This is a genomic window from Caulobacter mirabilis (genome assembly GCF_002749615.1).
GTDB lineage: Bacteria > Pseudomonadota > Alphaproteobacteria > Caulobacterales > Caulobacteraceae > Caulobacter > Caulobacter mirabilis.
Map to the genome: position 1 here is coordinate 2,300,119 of NZ_CP024201.1, position 19,186 is coordinate 2,319,304.

The window sequence follows — 19,186 nt, forward strand, 5'->3', positions numbered from 1 at the left end:
GAAATTATACACTCCAGCGTTGACAGATCGATCTGTAAGCATACCGTCATGGTTGTGCTTTGGCTGACGACGTTCGTCGCCATACGAGCTCGGTTGATAAGTTCGAAGCTGTAGATTCGGATTTTTCTGTGATGCTGGTTCGAAATTCGAGTTTAGGCTCATTTCGCCAACGCTATTCGTGGCGAATCTGGCCGCTATTGAAGGCGAAATCTGTATGCCGAGAGGCAATATTGGCCTTTAGGGCTCTTCACAGGCTTCAGATTCTGTCGATGGAGCCGGATGTTTTGAAAAATCACTTCAAATTTCATGCGGAATGGCGAGCAACGTCCTGCTCTCCATGACGTATCAGTATTTCGGATATGCTCTTAAGTGATCGATGGAATTCGATCGATATGACCCACGCAACATGGAATTGACGCATGGACAAGCGCATTGACGTCATGGGCCGCAAGACGGGGGTCAGCGAAAGCCACGTCGTACAGCAGGGCGACACGGTCATTCCTATCAACGACGCGGCGACGGTGAAAATTGCCGCGCAACGCAGCGACGTTGTTGCGATGGTGCGCGAGGGCGACGATTTGATCCTGCGTTTCGCCGACGGTTCGGCGGCGCGCCTGGACGGCTATTTCCATTGCCCTCGTGAGTCGATCGCCGATCTGATCTTCGTCGATCCTGACGCGGAAGGGGAATGGGCCGCGAACCTCGGCGCCTCGGGCTGCTATCTCGAAGGCGATCTGGTCTCGGAGCAACTGACCTACTCCTTCGAGCCGACGAGCGCCGCAGCCGTCGGTGTCGGCGGCGGCGCCGGCATCGGCGGCGCGACGCCCCTCTGGCTTGGCGGTCTCCTGGTCGGCGCCGGCGCAGCCGCGGCCGGCGGCGGCGGCGGAGGCGGCGGTCCCTCCGGCCCGCCGCCGGACACCACCGCGCCGGCCGCGCCAGTCGTCGCGCCGACGAACGGCCGGGTGCTGACGGGCACGGCCGAGGCGAACTCGGTCGTCCGCATCGATGTCAACGGCGATGGAACGATCGATGGCGCCGTCGTCGCCGACGCGACCGGCGCCTGGAGCTTCACGCTCGCCACGCCGCTGGCGAACGGCGTCATCGTCCGTGTGACCGCCGCGGATGCGGCCGGCAACGTCTCTCCGCCAACCACCGTGACCGTGGATGCGGCGGCGCCCCCGGCCCCGAGCGTCAACCCGAGCAACGGCGCCGGCCTGAGCGGCGTCGCCGAAGCCGGCGCGACGGTGCGGCTCGACCTCGACGGCGACGGCGATATCGACGCCACGACCACGGCCGGCTCCAACGGCGCCTGGAGCTACACCCCCGCCACGCCTCTGCCTCATGGCGCGACAGTCATCGCGACGGCGGTCGATGCGGTGGGCAACGCCTCGCCGCCGACCAGCGTGGTCGTCGACGGTCTCGCTCCGGCGGTTCCGACGATCAATCCGAGCCGTGGCGATGTGCTGACCGGTTCGGCGGAAGCCGGTTCAACGATCCGGCTCGATCTCGACGGCGACGACGACGTGGACGCCACCACGACCGCGAACGCCGCCGGCGCCTGGACCTATACGCCGACGGGGCCGCTGGCCAACGGCGTGACCGTGATCGTCCGGGCCGCCGACGCCGCCGGGAACGTTTCGCCGCCGGCCAGCGCCGTGATCGATACAACCCCGCCGGCCGTTCCCGCGATCGGCGTCGCGACCGATGATGTCGGGGCGCTGCTCGGCCCCGTCGCCAACGGCGGGAGCACCGACGACACGACGCCCACCCTTTCGGGCGCGGGCGCGGAGGCCAACGCCGTCATCACCATCTACGACAACGGCGCGGCCATCGGCACGACGACGGCGAACGCCGCCGGCGCCTGGAGCTTCACGCCCAGCACGGCGCTTACGCCGGGCGGCCACAGCCTCACGATCAGCGCGACCGACGCTGCGGGCAACGCCAGCGCCCAATCGGCCGCCTATGTCATCACCATCGACACCAGCGCGCCGGCTGTCCCGACCATCGGCGGCGTCGATGACAACGTCGGCGCGATCCTCGGCGGCGTCTCCAACGGCGGCGTCACCGACGACACGACGCCCACCCTCTCGGGCGCCGGGGCTGAGGCCAACGCCACGATCACCGTCTACGACAACGGCGTCGCCATCGGCACGACGACGGCGAACGCCGCCGGGGTCTGGAGTTTCACGCCCGGCGCGGCGCTTACGCCGGGCGGCCACAGCCTCACGATCAGCGCGACCGACGCCGCGGGCAACGCCAGCGTCCAATCGGCCGCCTATGTGGTGACCGTCGACACCAGCGCGCCGGCTGTCCCGACCATCGGCGGCGTCGACGACAACGCCGGCGCGATCCTCGGCGGCGTCTCCAACGGCGGCGTCACGGACGACACCACCCCCACGCTCACCGGGACGGGCGCGGAGGCCAACGCCACGATCACCGTCTACGACAACGGAACCGCCATCGGCACGACCACGGCGAACGCCGCCGGGGCCTGGAGCTTCACGCCCAGCGCGGCGCTGACGGCCACGGCTCACAGCTTCACGATCAGCGCGACCGACGCCGCGGGCAACGCCAGCGCCCAATCGGCCGCCTATGTCATCACCATCGACACCAGCGCGCCGGCTGTCCCGACCATCGGCGGCGTCGATGACAACGTCGGCGCGATCCTTGGCGGCGTCTCCAACGGCGGCGTCACCGACGACACCACCCCCACCCTTTCGGGCACGGGCGCGGAGGCCAACGCCACGATCACCGTCTACGACAACGGAACCGCCATCGGCACGACCACGGCGAACGCCGCCGGGGCCTGGAGCTTCACGCCCAGCGCGGCGCTGACGGCCACGGCTCACAGCTTCACGATCAGCGCGACGGACGCCGCCGGCAACGCCAGCGCCCAGTCGGCCGCCTACGTCGTGACCATCGACACCAGCCTGCCGGCCATCCCCACGATCGGCGGCGTGACCGACAACGTCGGCGCGATCCTCGGCAGCGTCTCCAACGGCGGCGTCACGGACGACACCACCCCCACGCTCACCGGGACGGGCGCGGAGGCCAACGCCACGATCACCGTCTACGACAACGGCACCGCCATCGGCACGACGACGGCCGACGCCGCCGGGGCCTGGAGCTTCACGCCCAGCGTGGCGCTGGCGGCCACGGCTCACAGTTTCACGATCAGCGCGACGGACGCCGCCGGCAACGCCAGCGCCCAGTCGACGGCCTACGTCGTGACCATCGACACCAGCCTGCCGGCCATCCCCACGATCGGCGGCGTGACCGACAACGTCGGCGCGATCCTCGGCGGCGTCTCCAACGGCGGCGTCACGGACGACACCACCCCCACGCTCACCGGGACGGGCGCGGAGGCCAACGCCACGATCACCATCTACGACAACGGCACCGCCATCGGCACGACCACGGCCGACGCCGCCGGGGCCTGGAGCTTCACGCCCAGCGCGGCGCTGGCGGCCACCGCGCACAGCTTCACGATCAGCGCGACCGACGCCGCCGGCAACGCCAGCGCCCAGTCGGCCGCCTACGTCGTGACCATCGACACCAGCCTGCCGGCCATCCCCACGATCGGCGGCGTGACCGACAACGTCGGCGCGATCCTCGGCGGCGTCTCCAACGGCGGCGTCACGGACGACGCCACGCCTACCCTTTCGGGCACGGGCGCGGAAGCCAACGCCACGATCACCATCTACGACAACGGAACCGCCATCGGCACGACCACGGCCGACGCCGCCGGGGCCTGGAGCTTCACGCCCAGCGTGGCGCTGGCGGCCACGGCTCACAGTTTCACGATCAGCGCGACCGACGCCGCGGGCAACGCCAGCGCCCAGTCGGCCGCCTATGTCGTGACCGTCGACACCAGCCTGCCGGCCATCCCCACGATCGGTGATGTGACTGACAACGTCGGCACGATCCTCGGCAGTGTTTCCAACGGCGGCTTCACCGACGACACCACCCCCACGCTCACCGGGACGGGCGCGGAGGCGAACGCCACGATCACCATCTACGACAACGGAACCGCCATCGGCACGACGACGGCCGACGGCGCCGGGGCGTGGAGCTTCACGCCCAGCGCGGCGCTGGCGGCAACGGCTCACAGTTTCACGATCACCGCGACCGACGCCGCGGGCAACGCCAGCGCCCAGTCGGCCGCCTATGTGGTGACCGTCGATGTCACCTCGCCGCCGGTTCCTGTCATCGGCAGCGTCATCGACAACGTCGGCGTGATCCTGGGCACCATCCTCAACGGCGGCGCCACCGACGACACCCTGCCCCAGCTCCAGGGCGCCGGGGCCCAGGCGAACGCCACCATCACCGTCTACGACAACGGCGTCGCCATCGGCACGACCACGGCCAACGGCGCCGGCGCCTGGAGTTTCACGCCCAGCACGCCGCGAAGCTCGGGCGTGCACAGCTTCACGATCACCGCGACCGACGCCGCCGGCAACAGCAGCGTCCAGTCGGCGTCCTACACGATCACCATCGACGCGATCCCGCCGGCGGCGCCGACCATCGTCAGCCTCACCGACAATATCGGCAGCGTCATCGGCAGCGTTAGCAACGGCGGCTTCACCGACGACACCATACCGGTGCTCGCCGGAACCGGCGCCCAGCCCAACGGACTGGTGCGCGTGTTCGACAACGGCGTGCTGATCGGAACCACCACCGCCAACGGCGCCGGCGCGTGGAGCTTCACGCCCGGCGCGCCGCTGACCGAGACCTCCCACAGCTTCACGGTCACGACCCGCGATCCGGTCGGCAACGAGAGCGCGCCCTCGGCCGCCCACGTCATCACCGTCGACCTCACGGCGCCGACGGCGACGATCGCGATCACGGGCCTGTCGGACGACACCGGCACGCTGGGCGACTGGCAGACCGACGACACGTCGCCGACGATCAGCGGCACGCTCAGCGCGGCGCTGGGCGCCAACGAACGGGTCGAGATCAGCCTTGACGGCGGCGCGACCTGGGCCCAGGCGACAGTGACGGGATCAACTTGGTTCCACGGCCCAGGAACCCTCGGCCTCGGCGCCCACACCATCGGCGTGCGGGTGGTCGACGCCGCCGGCAACATCGGCAACACCGCCAGCCAGGCGATCACGGTGACCAACGTCAATGTCGCCCCCATCGTCCAGGCGACGAGCGCGTCATTGCTCGGCCTGGTCAGCGCGGAGGCGCTGGGGCTGCTGGATCTCAGCGAGCAGTCGTTGGTCGCCATTGACCCCGACGGCAACCTGCAGAGCGTCGTGGTCCGCTACGCGCCGTTGCTGGCCCTCAACCTCGGCGCCTACACCCTGACCGGGTCCGCGGCGCTCGCCGCCGAACTCGGACTGGTGGTCAACATCCTCAACGACCCCGGGAGTCCGGGCAGCATCGCCCCCTCTTCGACGATGACGATCGCCAAGCTCGGCGGCGGCGTGATCGACAACCTGACGATCAATGAGTTCCTCAAATCGGTGCATTTCAACCAGGATCTGACCCTTGTCGGCCTGCAGGTGCTCAATTCGACCACGATCAGAGGGACCGACGCCAACGGCCTGACGACCGTCGGCACGACCGGCAGTCTGCTCGATTTGAGTCTGATCAACTTCAACGGCAACCCGACGCTGATCGAAGGCACCAACGGCGCCAACACCTTGAACGGCAGCGCGCTCAGCGAACGCATCTACGGCTATGGCGGCAACGACGTGCTTCACGGCGGCGGCGGCGACGACCTGATCCGCGGCGGCTCGGGCGCGGACGAGATCTACGGCGACGGCGGCAACGACATCCTGATCTATGACGCCGCCGACGTCATCATCGACGGCGGAACCGGGACCGACATCCTGCTGCTCGACAGCGGCGCGGGCCTGGTGATGGCGCTCGATGCGGCGACCAATGTCCGAAACATGGAGCGGATCAACCTCGGCTACGGCGACGCCGGCCGCAGCATCTCAATCAACCAGGCCGGCGTCCTCGCGGCGACCGACAGCAACCGCCAGCTCATCGTCAATGGTGAAAGCAATGATTCTGTGACGTTGACCGGCGCCGTCTACCAAGGCCAGATCCTGATCGATGGTCACGCCTACAACCAGTACGTCCTGGGCATGACCACGGTGCTTGTGGAAGATCCCGTGGTCGTGACGGTTATCTGATGCGGCCTGAGCCCCCGAGCTCGGGCGAACGGAATCTGTGCGGCCGGCGGGGAAGATCGCTCCTCTTCCGGCCGTCCGCCGTCGTCGCGCTGAGCCTTGCCCTCCTCGCTCCGACGGCGGTCATCGCCGCGACGCCGACGGTCGATCCGGCTCCGCTCGAGGCCCCGCCTCCGTCTGCGGATAGCCGGATCACCATCGCCGACGCCGCCGCGATGACGATCGCGCACCACCCCGACGTGGCGCGGGCGTTCGCCGCCCTCGCGCGCGGGGAAGCCGACCTGGGCGCGGCCCGCAGCGTCTGGGCGCCCCAGCTGTCCTATCGCGCCAACCTTGGCCCCAACATGTTCTCGGGCGACAGCGGATCGGGCCTGAACAACAACATGGCCGGACCCACGCTCGCGCTCCAGCAACGGCTGTGGGATTTCGGGCGCTCCAAGGGGGAGATCGGCTATGCCGCCTCCACCGAAAGGCAGCGTCGTTTCGAGGTCGAGGCGGTGGCGGACCTGCTCGCCGAACGGGGCGCCATCGGCTTTCTCGAGGTCAAACGCTTCGAGCTGCTCGCCGAGGAAACCCTGAAGCATGTGCAGTCGCTCGAACGCCTGCGGGGACTGATCGGACTGCGCGTCGACGCCGGGATCTCCGACAAGTCCGACCTGCTGCTCGCAGACGTGCGGGTCCAGAGCGCCAAGGGCGAGGAGAGCCGCGCGCGATCCGCCCTGACGGTCGCCAAGGCGACCTTGGCCAACCTGATCGGCGGGATGCCCGAGCGCTATGACGATCCGGCGCCGTTGATCGCGGCCTTCGCCGTGCGCGAGGACGATCCCGACTACGCATCGCTGCCCGCCATCGCCGCGGCCGAGCAGGCCGAGGCGGCCGCCGCGGCGCGGATCGAGCAGGCGCGCGCTGAGCGTTATCCCAGGGTGAACCTGGAGCTCGGCTACAGCCGGAACAACTACAGCTACAGCACCAATGACGACAACTTCACCGCGATGATCACCGTCACCGGCGATCTCTATCGTCGCGGCAATCGCTACGCGGTGCGGGCCGCCGAACAGGAGCGCCGCGCGGCCCGGGCCGCCAAGGAGACGGCCGAGCTCGACGCCCGCGGCCGCGCGCTGGCCGCCCGCGAGGAGATCGCCGGCGGCCGTCAGCGGATCGAGGTCTACCGCGCACAGGAGCAGCAGGCGCGCCTAGCCAGCCGGATCTTCTTCGAGGAGTACAAGCTCGGCAAACGCAGCCTGACCGACCTGCTCAACGCCGAGCTGGAAATCTATCGCGCCGCCAGCGCGAGGATCGCCGCTGAGTACGACATCCTGACGGCGCGCGTGCGATACGAGACCGTGCACGGCAAGTTGCGGCCGTCGTTCGGACTGCCACCCACTCTGATTGAGGAAGATCCGGATGGCGGATGACGCGGCGACGTGGGGACCGGCCTGGGTCGCCGCCTTGGCGGCTCTGGCCGGCCGCAAAGGCGTGCAGCTCACCGAGGCGGAGCTGAACGCCCATCTTGCTTGGAGCGACGGATCCCAGAGTTTCGACGCCCGGCTCGGTCGCGCCGCTCGCCTGTCGGGACTGCGGCTGGACGTCCTGCGGACGACGCTGGACGACCTGCCCGACATGTTGCTGCCGGCGATCTTCGAGATGGCCGACGGCGCCGTGATCGTGGCGCTGAGCAAGGGCGCGGACAGTGTCGAAGCGATCGTTCCCGGCACGGTCGGACAACGCGTCGTGAGCCTGCCGTCGGCGGTCTTCCGTGACAAGGCCACAGGCCGGGTCGGCCTTGTCGAGCCGCTCTCCAACCGGGCTCGCGACGCCCGCATCGAAGCCTTCCTGCGCAAGCCCGCCAAGACCTGGTTGCGAGACGCCATCTTCGGCGATCGGAAGGGCTACGGCGACATCGTGCTCGCCTCGCTGTTCGGCAATCTCCTGACGTTCGGCACCTCCCTCTTCGCGATGCAGGTCTGGGACCGCGTGATCCCGGCCCAGTCCATCCCCACGCTCTGGGTGCTTGCGCTGGGCGTCGCGATCGCCCTGCTGTTCGAGCTGTTGCTCCGCACGGCCCGGGTCGCCGTGGTCGATCGGATCGGACGCGAAGCGGACATGGCGATCTCATCGCGGGTCTTCGCGCGCGCGCTGGACATCCGCAACGACGCCCGCCCGCGATCGACGGGCGCGCTCATCGCGCAGTTGCGGGACATCGAGCAGATCCGCGAACTGCTCACCTCGACCACCATCGCGGCCCTGGTCGACCTGCCGTTCATCGTCCTGTTCCTGGCGCTGTTCACGGTGTTGGCGGGACCGCTCACCCTCGTCCTCGTCGCAGCGGCCGCCCTGATCATTCTGCCAGGTCTCCTCCTGCAACGCCCGCTGGCGCAGCTGGCGCGAGAGGGCATGCGCGAAACGGCGCTCCGCAACGCCATCCTGGTGGAGTCGATCGAGCGCATCGAGGAGATCAAGGCCGCCCAGGCCGAGCCGCGCTTCCAGTCTCTATGGGAGCGTTTCAGCGACGCGGGCGCGCGGACCACCGCCGGCCAGCGGTTTCTGTCGACGCTGTTCGTCAACTGGACCCAGACGCTCCAGCAACTAGCCTATACGGCGGTGGTCTTGGTGGGCGCCTTCCAGGTCATGGACGGCAAGATGACGATGGGCGCGCTCATCGCCTGCTCGATCCTGACCAGCCGAGCGCTCGTGCTGTTCATTCCCTTCGGCCAGATCTTCACGCGCTGGCAGAACGCCAAGATCGCGATCGCCGCGCTCGATGATCTGTTCGAAAAACCCGTGGACCATGATCCCGAGCAGGGTCTGCTGCGGCGCGCGGCGTTGCGCGGCCACTACGAGCTCGACTCGGTGACCTATGCTTATGATCCGGAGGTTCCTCCGGCGCTGCGGGTCGAGCGGCTGGTGATCCGAGCCGGCGAGCGTGTGGCCTTGCTGGGTCGGATCGGGGCGGGCAAGTCGACGCTGCTCCGGCTGCTTGCAGGCATGGCTCAGCCGAGCTCCGGCGGACTGCTGCTCGATGGAACGAGCATGGCGTCGATCAGCCCGGCGGATGTTCGACGGGAAACCGCCTACCTCGGCCAGGGCGCACAGCTGTTCCTCGGCACGATCCGCGACAATCTCCTCGTCGCCGCGCCGGGCGCGCGCGACGAGGACATGCTCGCCGCCTTGACCGTCGCCGGCGGGCTCGCCCTGGTTCAGAACCAGACGCAGGGACTGGATCTGATGCTGCAGGAAGGCGGCGCGGGCCTGTCGGGCGGTCAGCGCCAAACCCTTCTGTTGGCGCGTACGCTGCTGCGGGACGGCTCCATTCTGCTGCTTGACGAGCCCTCGGCGCCGCTCGACGAACTGAGTGAACGCAATCTCGTCCGCGGGCTCGGCGACTGGCTGCAAGGCCGCACGCTGATCGTCACGACCAATCGACCCGGTCTTCTGGAGCTCGTCGACCGGGTCGTGGTGATCGACGGCGGCCGCATCGTTCTCGACGGGCCCAAGGCGAAGGTCATGGCCACGCTATCGCCCCCCTCGCCCAACGTCGCGGCCGCCGCCGGCCTGCAGGAGCGCGCATGACCCGGGTCACGTCGACCGGCGCACAGGTTCAGCTCGGCGGAGCGGCGCCGGACTGGCTGTCACGCTTCGAACGATTGCGCATCATCCCGATCGTCTCGGCCGGCTTGGCCGCCCTCCTCGTCTGGGCCTACTTCGGCACGCTCGACGAAGTGACCATCGGGGCCGGCAAGGTGACGCCGCCGTCGCGGTCCCAGATCATCCAGAGCCTTGAGGGCGGCATCGTGGACGGCATCTACGTCCACGAGGGCGATATCGTTCAGCCGCGTCAGAAACTGGCCTCGCTCGACCGCACGCGGTTCAGCGCCACGCTCGGCGAGGCGGAGGCCAAGGCCCGCACGCTCGAGGCGGCCGCGGCGCGACTGGAGGCCGAGATCAGCGGTCGGACGCCTCAGTTCAGCGAGGCCGTCCGGCGTTCAGACGGCCTGGTCGCGCGCGAAATGGAGCTGCTGCGCTCCCGCCGACAGAACCTGGAGGTCGCGACCGCCAGTCTGCGGCAGTCGCTCACCCTGGTCCGGCGCGAACTCGCCATGACCGCGCCGCTCGTCGAGCTGGGCGCGGCGAACGACGTCGAGGTTATCCGCCTGAAGCGGCAGGAGAACGAGCTGCAGGCCAAGCTGGATTCGCTCCGGAACCAGTTCGTCATCGACGCCAACGCCGAGTACGCCAAGGCGAAGTCCGAACTGGAAGTCGTCAGCCAGGTCATGAGCGGTCGCCGCGATCAGCTCGAGCGAACGGCGCTGACCTCGCCTGTGCGCGGCATCGTGAAAAACCTCGAAGTCACGACGATCGGCGGCGTCATCCAGCCCGGCGGAACCCTGATGGAGATCGTGCCGCTTGAGAACGAGCTGCTGGTCGAAGCCCGCATCAGTCCTCGGGACATCGCCTACATCCGGCCGGGGTTGCCCGCGACCGTCAAGATCACGGCCTACGACCCGTCGATCTACGGCACGATGGCCGGGACCGTCGACCGCATCTCTCCGGACACCCTTCAGGACGAGGTCCACCGCGATCAGGTCTATTACCGGGTCTACGTCCGCACGAAACAGTCGACCCTGCGCACCCGCGACGGCCGTGACCACGCGATCATGCCCGGCATGGTGGCCACGGTCGAAATCCGGACCGGGCGCAAGACCGTGCTCGACTATCTGCTGAAGCCGATCAACAAGGCGCAGGAAGCCATGCGCGAACGATAGCGCCCTACCCTTTCGGCTCACTCTTCGCTTTACGCTTCAGACGATCAGCGCCCAGGGCGCTGTTCAGCCAGAGCGCCAGCAGCGTGGCGAGCGCGCCGGACAGCAGATAGGCGCCCGAGGCCAGCAGGCCGCCCTTGACCGAGAGGTACAGGGCCGCGAGGGGGGCGAAACCGGCGCCGAAGAGCCAGGCCAGGTCCCCTGTCAGGGCGGAGCTGGTGTAGCGGTTGCGGATCGAGAAGCTGGACGCGACCGAGCCCGACGCCTGCCCGAAGGCCAGCCCCAGCAGCACGAAGCCGAGCAGCATGAAGACGGTCTCGCCGAGTTGGCCGGCGCCCAGCAGCTGGGGCGCGAAACCGCTGAAGGCGGCGATCCCGGCGGCGGTGGCCGCCAGGACCGCCCGGCGGCCATAGCGGTCGGCGAGCAGACCCGAGGCCATGATCGCCAGCACGCCGGCGACGGCGGCGACCAGCTCGATGATCAGGAACCGGCTGGGCCGCTCGCTGGTGAACAGAAACACCCAGGACAGCGGAAAGACCGTGACCATATGGAACATGGCGAAGCTGGCCAGCGGCGCGAAGGCGCCCAGAATGATCCGGGGGCCCTCCTCGCGGATAGCCCGGACGACCGGCGTCGGCCGCAGCTCGCGAGCGCGGAACAGGGCCTGGAAGGTCGGCGTCACGACGATCCGAAGGCGCGCGAACAGCGCCACGACGTTGATCGCGAAGGCGCAGAAGAACGGATAGCGCCAGCCCCAGTCGAGGAAGTCCTCGGCCGGCAGAACGGTCAGGAAGTAGGCGAACAGCGCCGAGGCGACGATCAACCCGATCGGGGCCCCAAGCTGCGGAACCATCGCATACCAGCCGCGACGGCCCTGGGGCGCGCTGAGGGCCAGCAGCGATGACAGGCCGTCCCAGGCGCCGCCCAGCGCCACGCCCTGGCTGATGCGGAACGCGGCCAGGAGGATCGCCGACCAGGCGCCGACCTGGCTGTGGCCCGGCAGGAAGGCGACCGCCACCGTCGAGGTGCCCAGCAGCAGCAGGGCCGAGGTCAACCGGAAGGCGCGGCCGAACCGCCGGTCGATCGCGATGAACAGGGCCGTGCCGAAGGGGCGTGCGACAAAGGCCAGGGCGAAGAGGCCGAAGGACGCCATCATCCCGTCGACCGGCGACAGGTGCGGGAAGACCAGCGCCGGGAAGACGACCACGGACGCGATCGCATAGACGAAGAAGTCGAAGAACTCCGACGTCCGGCCGATGATCACGCCGACCGCGATCTCGCTGGCCTTCACGGCGCCATGACCCGGCGCGGCCTCGGGCGCGGCGGACAGCGGTGCGGATGTTGAAGCGGTCGCCATGCGCGCACTCCTCGGACTCTGAGCTAACGGCCGCTCCTTTGGCCTCTCCTTCGCACCTGCGGCATTGGACAGATTGTCCAATGTCGCCCGTCGGCAGGAATGCCTAACGAGCACGCAGCCCTCCGACATTATCGCCGGCGGGACAAAAACCCGTGTTCGCGCTTGAGGTTGCAGGTGCTCCAGCTCCGTAGACTATCGCTGCTTGCAGCGCTTGTCCTTCTATCCGGCTGCAACGCCGTGGTGCTTGATCCCGCCGGCCATGTTGCAGAGCAGCAAAAGGACCTGCTGCTCCTGTCGGTCTGGCTCATGCTGATCATCATCGTGCCGGTGATCGGGCTGACCATCTTCTTCGCCTGGAAGTACCGGGCCTCCAACAAGGCCAGCAAGTACGAGCCGGACTGGGACCACTCGACCCATCTGGAGCTGGTGATCTGGGCGGCGCCTCTGCTGATCATCATCTGCCTCGGGGCGGCGACCTGGGCCGGCACACACCTGCTGGATCCCTATCGGCCCCTCACCAAGATCGACCATAAGCGGGTCGTCGCCGCGGACCAGCGCCCGCTCGAGGTGCAGGTCGCCGCACTCGACTGGAAGTGGCTGTTCATCTACCCCGAGTACGGCGTGGCGACGGTGAACGAACTGGCCGCGCCCGTCGACCGGCCGATCCGCTTCAGCCTGACCTCGTCGTCGGTGATGAACTCCTTCTACATCCCGGCGCTCGCCGGCCAGATCTACGCCATGCCCGGCATGGAGACGAAGCTGCATGGCGTGGTCAACGCGCCGGGGTCGTACAAGGGCTTTTCGGCGAACTACTCCGGGGACGGCTTCTCCTCGATGAAGTTCACCTTCGAGGGCCTGGAGCCGGCGGCGTTCGACGCCTGGATCGCCAAGGCCCGCGCCGAGGGCTCGACGCTCGATCGCGGCCGCTATCTCGAACTGGAGCGGCCCAGCGAGAAGACGCCGGTGATGCGCTTCGCCAAGGTCGACCCCGGCCTCTGGAACGCCATCGTCAACATGTGCGTCGAGCCCGGCAAGATGTGCATGGGCGAGATGATGGCCATCGACGACCGCGGCGGCCTTGGCCTCGCCGGCGTGCACAACACCCTGCCGCTGACCTACGACAAGTTCGCCCGCCGCGGCGCCACGCCGTTCGGCGGCCAGGGCGAAGGCTATGTGATCGCCATGTGCACGCCTGAGGAGGAAGCCCGCCTCGCCGCCGCCCGCGACGCCCGTGAAGAGCGCCTGCGCAAGTCGCTGCGCTCGGTCGATCCGCTGATCGGCGCCGGCCTCCCCGCGCCGCTGTCTCCCGCCAACCTGTCGGCCCGGCAAGCCGAGACCGACACGAGGTCCTGATGTCCGATCCCAGCTTTGTCCCGATTTCGCCGATCTTCGGCCGCCTGACGCTGCAGTCGTTCCCGCTGCATGAGCCGATCGTCGTCGGCACCTTCGCGGTGGTCGCCCTGGGCGGTCTGGCGCTGGTGGCGGGCATCACCCGCTACAAGCTCTGGGGCTATCTCTGGCGCGAGTGGTTCACCAGCGTGGACCACAAGAAGATCGGGATCATGTACATGATCCTGGGCATCGTGATGCTGCTGCGCGGTTTCGCCGACGCGATCATGATGCGCCTGCAGCAGGCGATCGCCTTCGGAGGCTCCGAGGGCTACCTGAACGCGCACCACTACGATCAGATCTTCACCGCCCACGGCGTGATCATGATCTTCTTCGTGGCCATGCCCCTGGTCACCGGGCTGATGAACTACCTGGTGCCGCTGCAGATCGGCGCGCGGGACGTGTCGTTCCCGTTCCTGAACAATTTCAGCTTCTGGATGACCACCGCCGGCGCGGTGCTGGTGATGGCGTCGCTGTTCGTGGGCGAGTTCGCCCGCACCGGCTGGCTCGCCTACCCGCCGCTGTCGGGGGTCGGCTACAGCCCCGGAGTCGGGGTCGACTACTACATATGGGCGCTACAGATCGCGGGGGTCGGGACAACATTGTCCGGCATCAACCTGATCGCGACCATCGTGAAGATGCGCGCGCCGGGCATGAGCCTGATGAAGATGCCGGTGTTCACCTGGACCGCGCTCTGCACCAACGTGCTGATCGTGGCGTCCTTCCCGGTGCTGACGGCCGTCCTGGCGCTGCTGGGCCTGGATCGCTACGCCGGCACCAACTTCTTCACGAACGACTTCGGCGGCAGCCCGATGATGTACGTGAACCTGATCTGGATCTGGGGCCACCCCGAGGTCTACATCCTGATCCTGCCGCTGTTCGGCGTCTTCTCCGAGATCGCCTCGACCTTCTCCGGCAAGCGCCTCTTCGGCTACACCTCGATGGTCTACGCCACGGTGGTGATCACCGTGCTGTCCTACCTGGTGTGGCTGCACCACTTCTTCACGATGGGCTCGGGCGCGTCGGTGAACTCGTTCTTCGGGATCACCACAATGATCATCTCGATCCCGACGGGCGCGAAGATCTTCAACTGGCTGTTCACGATGTATCGCGGCCGCATCCGCTTCGAGCTGCCGATGATGTGGCTGCTCGCCTTCATGCTGACCTTCGTGGTCGGGGGCATGACCGGCGTGATGCTGGCGGTGCCGCCGGCCGACTTCGTGCTGCACAACAGCCTGTTCCTGGTCGCCCACTTCCACAACGTGATCATCGGCGGCGTGGTCTTCGGCCTGTTCGCCGGCATCAACTACTGGTTCCCCAAGGCCTTCGGTTTCAAGCTCGACCGCAAGTGGGGCCTGGTCAGCTTCTGGAGCTGGGTGATCGGTTACTGGGTGGCCTTCACGCCGCTCTACGTGCTCGGGCTGATGGGCGTCACGCGCCGCCTGAGGACCTTCGATGACCCGTCCTACCAGATCTGGTTCGTCATCGCGGCCATCGGCGCCGTCATCATCGCCGTGGGCATCCTGGCCTTCCTGGTCCAGATCGCGGTCAGCTTCCGCAACCGCGAGGCCCTGCGGGACGTCACCGGCGATCCCTGGGACGGCCGCACCCTGGAGTGGGCGACCTCTTCGCCCCCGCCCGCCTACAACTTCGCCTTCACCCCGCTGATCCACAACGGCGACGCCTGGCACGACATGAAGCGGCGCGGCTACCGGCGCCCGGTCGAGGGCTTCAAGCCGATCCACATGCCGAAGGATACCGGCGCAGGGGTCATCCTGTCCGGCCTGAGCATGGTCTGCGGCCTGGCCCTGATCTGGTACATCTGGTGGCTGGCGATCGCCTCCTTCGTGGCGATCATCGGCTACGCGATCTGGCACACCTTCAACTACGACCGTGACTACCACATCCCGGTTGAGACCGTCCGCGAGACCGAGGACGCCCGCACGCGCGCCCTCGCCCAGACAGGAGGCGCGGCATGACCGCTGTAGCGGAAACCACCGCGCCGGTGCGCTTCCACCCGGAGCACGAGCCGCATCACCCCGAAGGCCACAGCACCCTGCTGGGCTTCTGGCTCTACCTGATGAGCGACTGCCTGATCTTCGCGATCCTGTTCGCGACGTTCGCGGTGCTGGGCGGCGCCTACGCGGCCGGGCCCGGGCCGAAGGATCTGTTCGATCTGGAGCTGGTGGCGCTGAACACGGCGATGCTGCTGTTCTCGTCCATCACCTACGGCTTCGCCATGCTGGCCATGCATGCCGGCAAGGTGCGCCGGGCCCTGGGCTGGCTGGCGGTGACCGGCCTGTTCGGGGCGGCTTTCCTCGGCATCGAGCTCTATGAGTTCGCGCACCTGATCCACCAGGGCGCGACGCCGCAGCGCAGCGCCTTCCTGTCGGCCTTCTTCACCCTGGTTGGCACCCACGGCCTGCACGTGACCTTCGGCATCATCTGGCTGGTGACGCTGATGGTGCAGGTCAGCCGCCATGGGCTGATCCCGGCCAACCGTCGCCGGCTCATGTGCCTGTCGCTGTTCTGGCACTTCCTGGACGTCATCTGGATCGGCGTCTTCAGCGTCGTCTACCTGCTGGGAGTTCTCCGGTGAGCACGCCTGCCGACACCCACGACCATCACGGCCACGATCACGACGACGGCTACGATCACGGCACGCATCGCAGCTACATCGTCGGCTTCCTGCTGTCGGCGATCCTGACGGCGATCCCGTTCGCCCTGGTGATGACCGGCGTCCTGCCCAAGCCCGTCGCCGCCGCGGCGGTGGTCGGTTTCGCCATCGTCCAGATCGTCGTTCAGATGATCTACTTCCTGCATATGAACCCGCGCTCCGAGGGCGGCTGGAACATGCTGGCGCTCGTCTTCACGGTGATCATCGTGGTGATCGCGGTCTCGGGGTCGCTGTGGGTCATGCATCACCTCAACACCAACATGATGCCGCCCCACGAGCATGACATCGAGGCGGTGCGCTGACCGATGCCTGACACGCTCAGACGCGGCCTGGTCGGCGGGCTGGCGGCGTTGGCCGCCGCGGGCTTCGTCGCCCTGGGCGTCTGGCAGTTGCAGCGGCTCGCCTGGAAGACCGACCTGATCACCCAGGTCGAGACCCGCATCTACGCCGCGCCGACGCTCCCGCCCCCGCCGGCGGAATGGCGCGCGGTGTCGGCGCGGCGCGACCAGTACCGCCGAGTCCGCCTCACGGGGCGCTTCCTGAACGACCGCGAGACCCTGGTGAAGGCGGTGACGGACCTCGGCCCTGGCGACTGGGTCATGACGCCCCTGGCGACCGACCAGGGCTTCACGGTGCTGGTGAACCGCGGCTTCGTTCCGGCCCGCGAGGCGCCGGAGCCGCGCGTTTCCTGGAGCCGTCCGAGCGATCCGCAGACGGTGACGGGCCTGTTGCGGATCACCGAGCCCGGCGGCGGCTTCCTGCGCGCCAACGATCCGGCGGCCGGCCGCTGGTACTCGCGCGACGTCGCCGCCATCGCGGCCGCCCGAGGCCTGGCGACGCCGGTCGCACCCTATTTCGTCGACGCAGAAGCGGCGTCCGGGCAGGATGGCTGGCCTCGAGGCGGCCTGACCGTGGTCCGCTTCAACAACAGCCACCTGGTGTATGCGCTGACATGGTTCGCCCTCGCCCTCCTGGCGGCCTTCGCCGCGGTGAAGTTCGCGCGGCGGCCGACGATCAAGGCGGACCGCCGGACGCCGTGATCTCCAACGCCAGCATCCAGGACACGGCCAATCGTCGAAACCTGCGTCTTCTGGTCCAGCTGCGGTGGGTCGCCGTGGGAGGTCAGCTGGCGACGATCGCGGCTGTCCATCTGCTCATGGACATCCCGCTCGATCTGCCGGCGATGCTGGCCATCCTCGTCCTGCTGGCCGGCTGGAATCTGTTCTCCCAACTTCGCCTGCGCAGTGGTCGGACGATCAGCCAGAACGAACTGTTCCTGGGCCTGCTCGTCGACGTCGCGGCCCTCACCGCGCAGCTCTACCTCAGCGGGGGCGCGGTCAATCCGTTCGTCTCGCTGTTTCTGCTCCAGGTGATGCTGGGCGCCGTGCTGCTCGACCTGCCGCGGGCGGCGGCCCTCGGCGCGGTGGCCACGGCCGCCTTCATCGGCCTGATGTACTACTCGCGGCCGCTGGTGCCGCCCGCCCAGCAGGACGCGGCGTTCCTGCGGCTCCACATCCAAGGCGCGCTGGTCTGTTTCGTGCTCGCCGCCGCCCTGTCGCTGTTCTTCGTCACCCGGATCACCCGGAACCTGCGTGAACGAGACGAACGGCTTGCGACGTTGCGACAGGAAGCGGCGGAGCAGGACCATATCCTGCGCCTGGGCCTTCTGGCCGCCGGAGCGGCCCATGAGCTGGGGACGCCGCTCGCCACCCTGTCGGTGATCCTCAACGACTGGCGCCGCCTGCCCTTCTTCCGGCGCGACCAGGAAGCGGCGCAGGAACTGGCGGTCATGGAAACCCAGCTCGACCGGTGCAAGGGCATCGTGTCCGGGATTCTGCTGTCCTCCGGCGAGCTGCGGGGCGAAGGCACCGTCCGCACCCACGTCCGCGCCTTCCTGGACGAGACGATCGGGGCCTGGCGGGCCCAACGGACGCCGCGCGCCTTCGCCTGGAACAACCGGGTCGAGCCCGACGCCCCGGTCTTCTCCGACGCCGCCTTCAAGCAGGTCCTGGCCAACATCCTCGACAACGCGCTGGAGGCGTCCCCCGGCTGGATCGGGGCGGAGGCGCGGCGGGTCGAGGATCGCCTCGTGATCGAGGTGCGGGACGACGGCCCCGGCTTCAGCGCCGAGATGCTGGCGGAGGTCGGCAAGCCCTATCGGTCGAGCAAGGGGCGGCCCGGCAGCGGTCTGGGGCTGTTCCTGGTGTTCAATGTCATGCGTAAACTCGGCGGTCAGGTGACGGTCGGAAATCGGGACGAAGGCGGCGCCCGCGTGGTGCTTTCCTTGCCGCTATCGGCCCTGACGCCAAGGAGCGCGCCATGAGTGGTCCGCAGCTTGCCATCGTCGAGGATGATCCGGCGTTTTCGGAGACGCTCGCCCGGTCCTTCCAGAAGCGCGGCTATCAGGTGCGGACCTGCACCGGCCTGGATGAACTTCAGGCCTTGCTGCGGGACGGTTTCGGGCCTGCCTACGCCGTCGTCGACCTCAAGCTGGTCGGCGGCTCGGGCCTGGAATGCGTCAAGGCGCTGAACGAGCACGACCCGGAGACCAGGATCGTCGTCCTGACGGGGTTCGCCAGCATCGCCACGGCCGTTGAGGCGATCAAGCTGGGCGCCTGCCACTATCTCGCCAAGCCGTCGAACGCCGACGATATCGAGGCCGCCTTCGGTCGCACCGACGGCGACCCGAACGTTCCGCTCGGCGCGCGGCCGACGTCGCTCAAGAACCTCGAGTGGGAGCGCATCCACGAGACGCTGGTCGATACGGGCTTCAACATTTCCGAGACGGCCCGTCGCCTGGGCATGCATCGCCGGACCCTGGCCAGGAAGCTCGAGAAGCGCCGCGTGACCTAGGTTCGCG

At 68.2% G+C, this 19,186-nt stretch carries 12 protein-coding genes; 11 read left to right on the forward strand and 1 reads right to left on the reverse strand.

Annotated features, from left to right (window positions below; genetic code table 11):
- Positions 1-419 precede the first annotated feature (419 nt).
- The 4 genes from CSW64_RS11220 to CSW64_RS11235 are packed head-to-tail and all read left to right on the forward strand — an operon-like array spanning position 420 to position 10,906.
- Positions 420-6,146, forward strand: coding sequence for an Ig-like domain-containing protein (locus tag CSW64_RS11220; protein ID WP_099622189.1), 5,727 nt, complete (start codon positions 420-422; stop codon positions 6,144-6,146).
- A complete protein-coding gene (locus tag CSW64_RS11225; protein ID WP_099622190.1) occupies positions 6,146-7,558 on the forward strand; it encodes a TolC family protein in 1,413 nt (470 codons plus the stop codon). The genes CSW64_RS11220 and CSW64_RS11225 overlap by 1 nt, the downstream gene beginning before the upstream one ends.
- The gene (locus tag CSW64_RS11230; RefSeq protein WP_099622191.1) at positions 7,548-9,713 is read left to right on the forward strand and encodes a type I secretion system permease/ATPase; all 2,166 of its coding nucleotides are present in this window, start codon (positions 7,548-7,550) and stop codon (positions 9,711-9,713) included. Before CSW64_RS11225 ends, CSW64_RS11230 begins: the two co-directional genes overlap by 11 nt.
- On the forward strand, positions 9,710-10,906 hold the full coding sequence (locus CSW64_RS11235) for an HlyD family type I secretion periplasmic adaptor subunit (protein ID WP_099622192.1): 1,197 nt from the start codon (positions 9,710-9,712) through the stop codon (positions 10,904-10,906). The genes CSW64_RS11230 and CSW64_RS11235 overlap by 4 nt, the downstream gene beginning before the upstream one ends.
- Before the next feature lie 4 nt (positions 10,907-10,910).
- Here the strand turns inward: CSW64_RS11235 and CSW64_RS11240 are convergent, their stop codons facing one another.
- A complete protein-coding gene (locus tag CSW64_RS11240) occupies positions 10,911-12,260 on the reverse strand; it encodes an MFS transporter (RefSeq protein ID WP_099622193.1) in 1,350 nt (449 codons plus the stop codon).
- 174 nt (positions 12,261-12,434) lie between these two features.
- On the opposite strand from CSW64_RS11240, the gene cyoA reads away from it, so the two are divergent.
- The 7 genes from cyoA to CSW64_RS11275 are packed head-to-tail and all read left to right on the forward strand — an operon-like array spanning position 12,435 to position 19,179.
- Positions 12,435-13,613 carry a ubiquinol oxidase subunit II gene (gene cyoA, locus CSW64_RS11245; RefSeq protein ID WP_245863674.1) on the forward strand — a complete coding sequence of 393 codons (1,179 nt, stop codon included), beginning with the start codon at positions 12,435-12,437 and terminating at the stop codon, positions 13,611-13,613.
- Positions 13,613-15,628 (forward strand): cytochrome o ubiquinol oxidase subunit I, encoded by a 2,016-nt coding sequence (gene cyoB, locus CSW64_RS11250; protein ID WP_099622195.1) that lies wholly within the window; start codon positions 13,613-13,615, stop codon positions 15,626-15,628. The genes cyoA and cyoB overlap by 1 nt, the downstream gene beginning before the upstream one ends.
- Entirely contained in the window at positions 15,625-16,248 is a 624-nt protein-coding gene (cyoC, locus tag CSW64_RS11255; protein WP_099622196.1) for a cytochrome o ubiquinol oxidase subunit III, read from the forward strand. Before cyoB ends, cyoC begins: the two co-directional genes overlap by 4 nt.
- Positions 16,245-16,628, forward strand: a complete 384-nt coding sequence (gene cyoD / locus CSW64_RS11260; protein WP_099622197.1) for a cytochrome o ubiquinol oxidase subunit IV — start codon at positions 16,245-16,247, stop codon at positions 16,626-16,628. The genes cyoC and cyoD overlap by 4 nt, the downstream gene beginning before the upstream one ends.
- A gap of 3 nt (positions 16,629-16,631) precedes the next feature.
- On the forward strand, positions 16,632-17,366 hold the full coding sequence (locus CSW64_RS11265; RefSeq protein ID WP_099622198.1) for an SURF1 family protein: 735 nt from the start codon (positions 16,632-16,634) through the stop codon (positions 17,364-17,366).
- Positions 17,363-18,649, forward strand: a complete 1,287-nt coding sequence (locus tag CSW64_RS11270) for an ATP-binding protein (RefSeq protein ID WP_245863675.1) — start codon at positions 17,363-17,365, stop codon at positions 18,647-18,649. The genes CSW64_RS11265 and CSW64_RS11270 overlap by 4 nt, the downstream gene beginning before the upstream one ends.
- The gene (locus tag CSW64_RS11275; RefSeq protein ID WP_099622200.1) at positions 18,646-19,179 is read left to right on the forward strand and encodes a response regulator transcription factor; all 534 of its coding nucleotides are present in this window, start codon (positions 18,646-18,648) and stop codon (positions 19,177-19,179) included. Before CSW64_RS11270 ends, CSW64_RS11275 begins: the two co-directional genes overlap by 4 nt.
- The last annotated feature ends 7 nt before the right edge of the window (positions 19,180-19,186 follow it).

Bases quoted from the DNA above. Each gene is read 5' to 3' on its own strand.
- CSW64_RS11220 (WP_099622189.1), top strand. From the start codon at position 420: ATGGACAAGCGCATTGACGTCATGGGCCGCAAGACGGGGGTCAGCGAA.
- CSW64_RS11225 (WP_099622190.1), top strand. From the start codon at position 6,146: ATGCGGCCTGAGCCCCCGAGCTCGGGCGAACGGAATCTGTGCGGCCGG.
- CSW64_RS11230 (WP_099622191.1), top strand. From the start codon at position 7,548: ATGGCGGATGACGCGGCGACGTGGGGACCGGCCTGGGTCGCCGCCTTG.
- CSW64_RS11235 (WP_099622192.1), top strand. From the start codon at position 9,710: ATGACCCGGGTCACGTCGACCGGCGCACAGGTTCAGCTCGGCGGAGCG.
- CSW64_RS11240 (WP_099622193.1), bottom strand. From the start codon at position 12,260: ATGGCGACCGCTTCAACATCCGCACCGCTGTCCGCCGCGCCCGAGGCC.
- cyoB (WP_099622195.1), top strand. From the start codon at position 13,613: ATGTCCGATCCCAGCTTTGTCCCGATTTCGCCGATCTTCGGCCGCCTG.
- cyoC (WP_099622196.1), top strand. From the start codon at position 15,625: ATGACCGCTGTAGCGGAAACCACCGCGCCGGTGCGCTTCCACCCGGAG.
- CSW64_RS11265 (WP_099622198.1), top strand. From the start codon at position 16,632: ATGCCTGACACGCTCAGACGCGGCCTGGTCGGCGGGCTGGCGGCGTTG.
- CSW64_RS11275 (WP_099622200.1), top strand. From the start codon at position 18,646: ATGAGTGGTCCGCAGCTTGCCATCGTCGAGGATGATCCGGCGTTTTCG.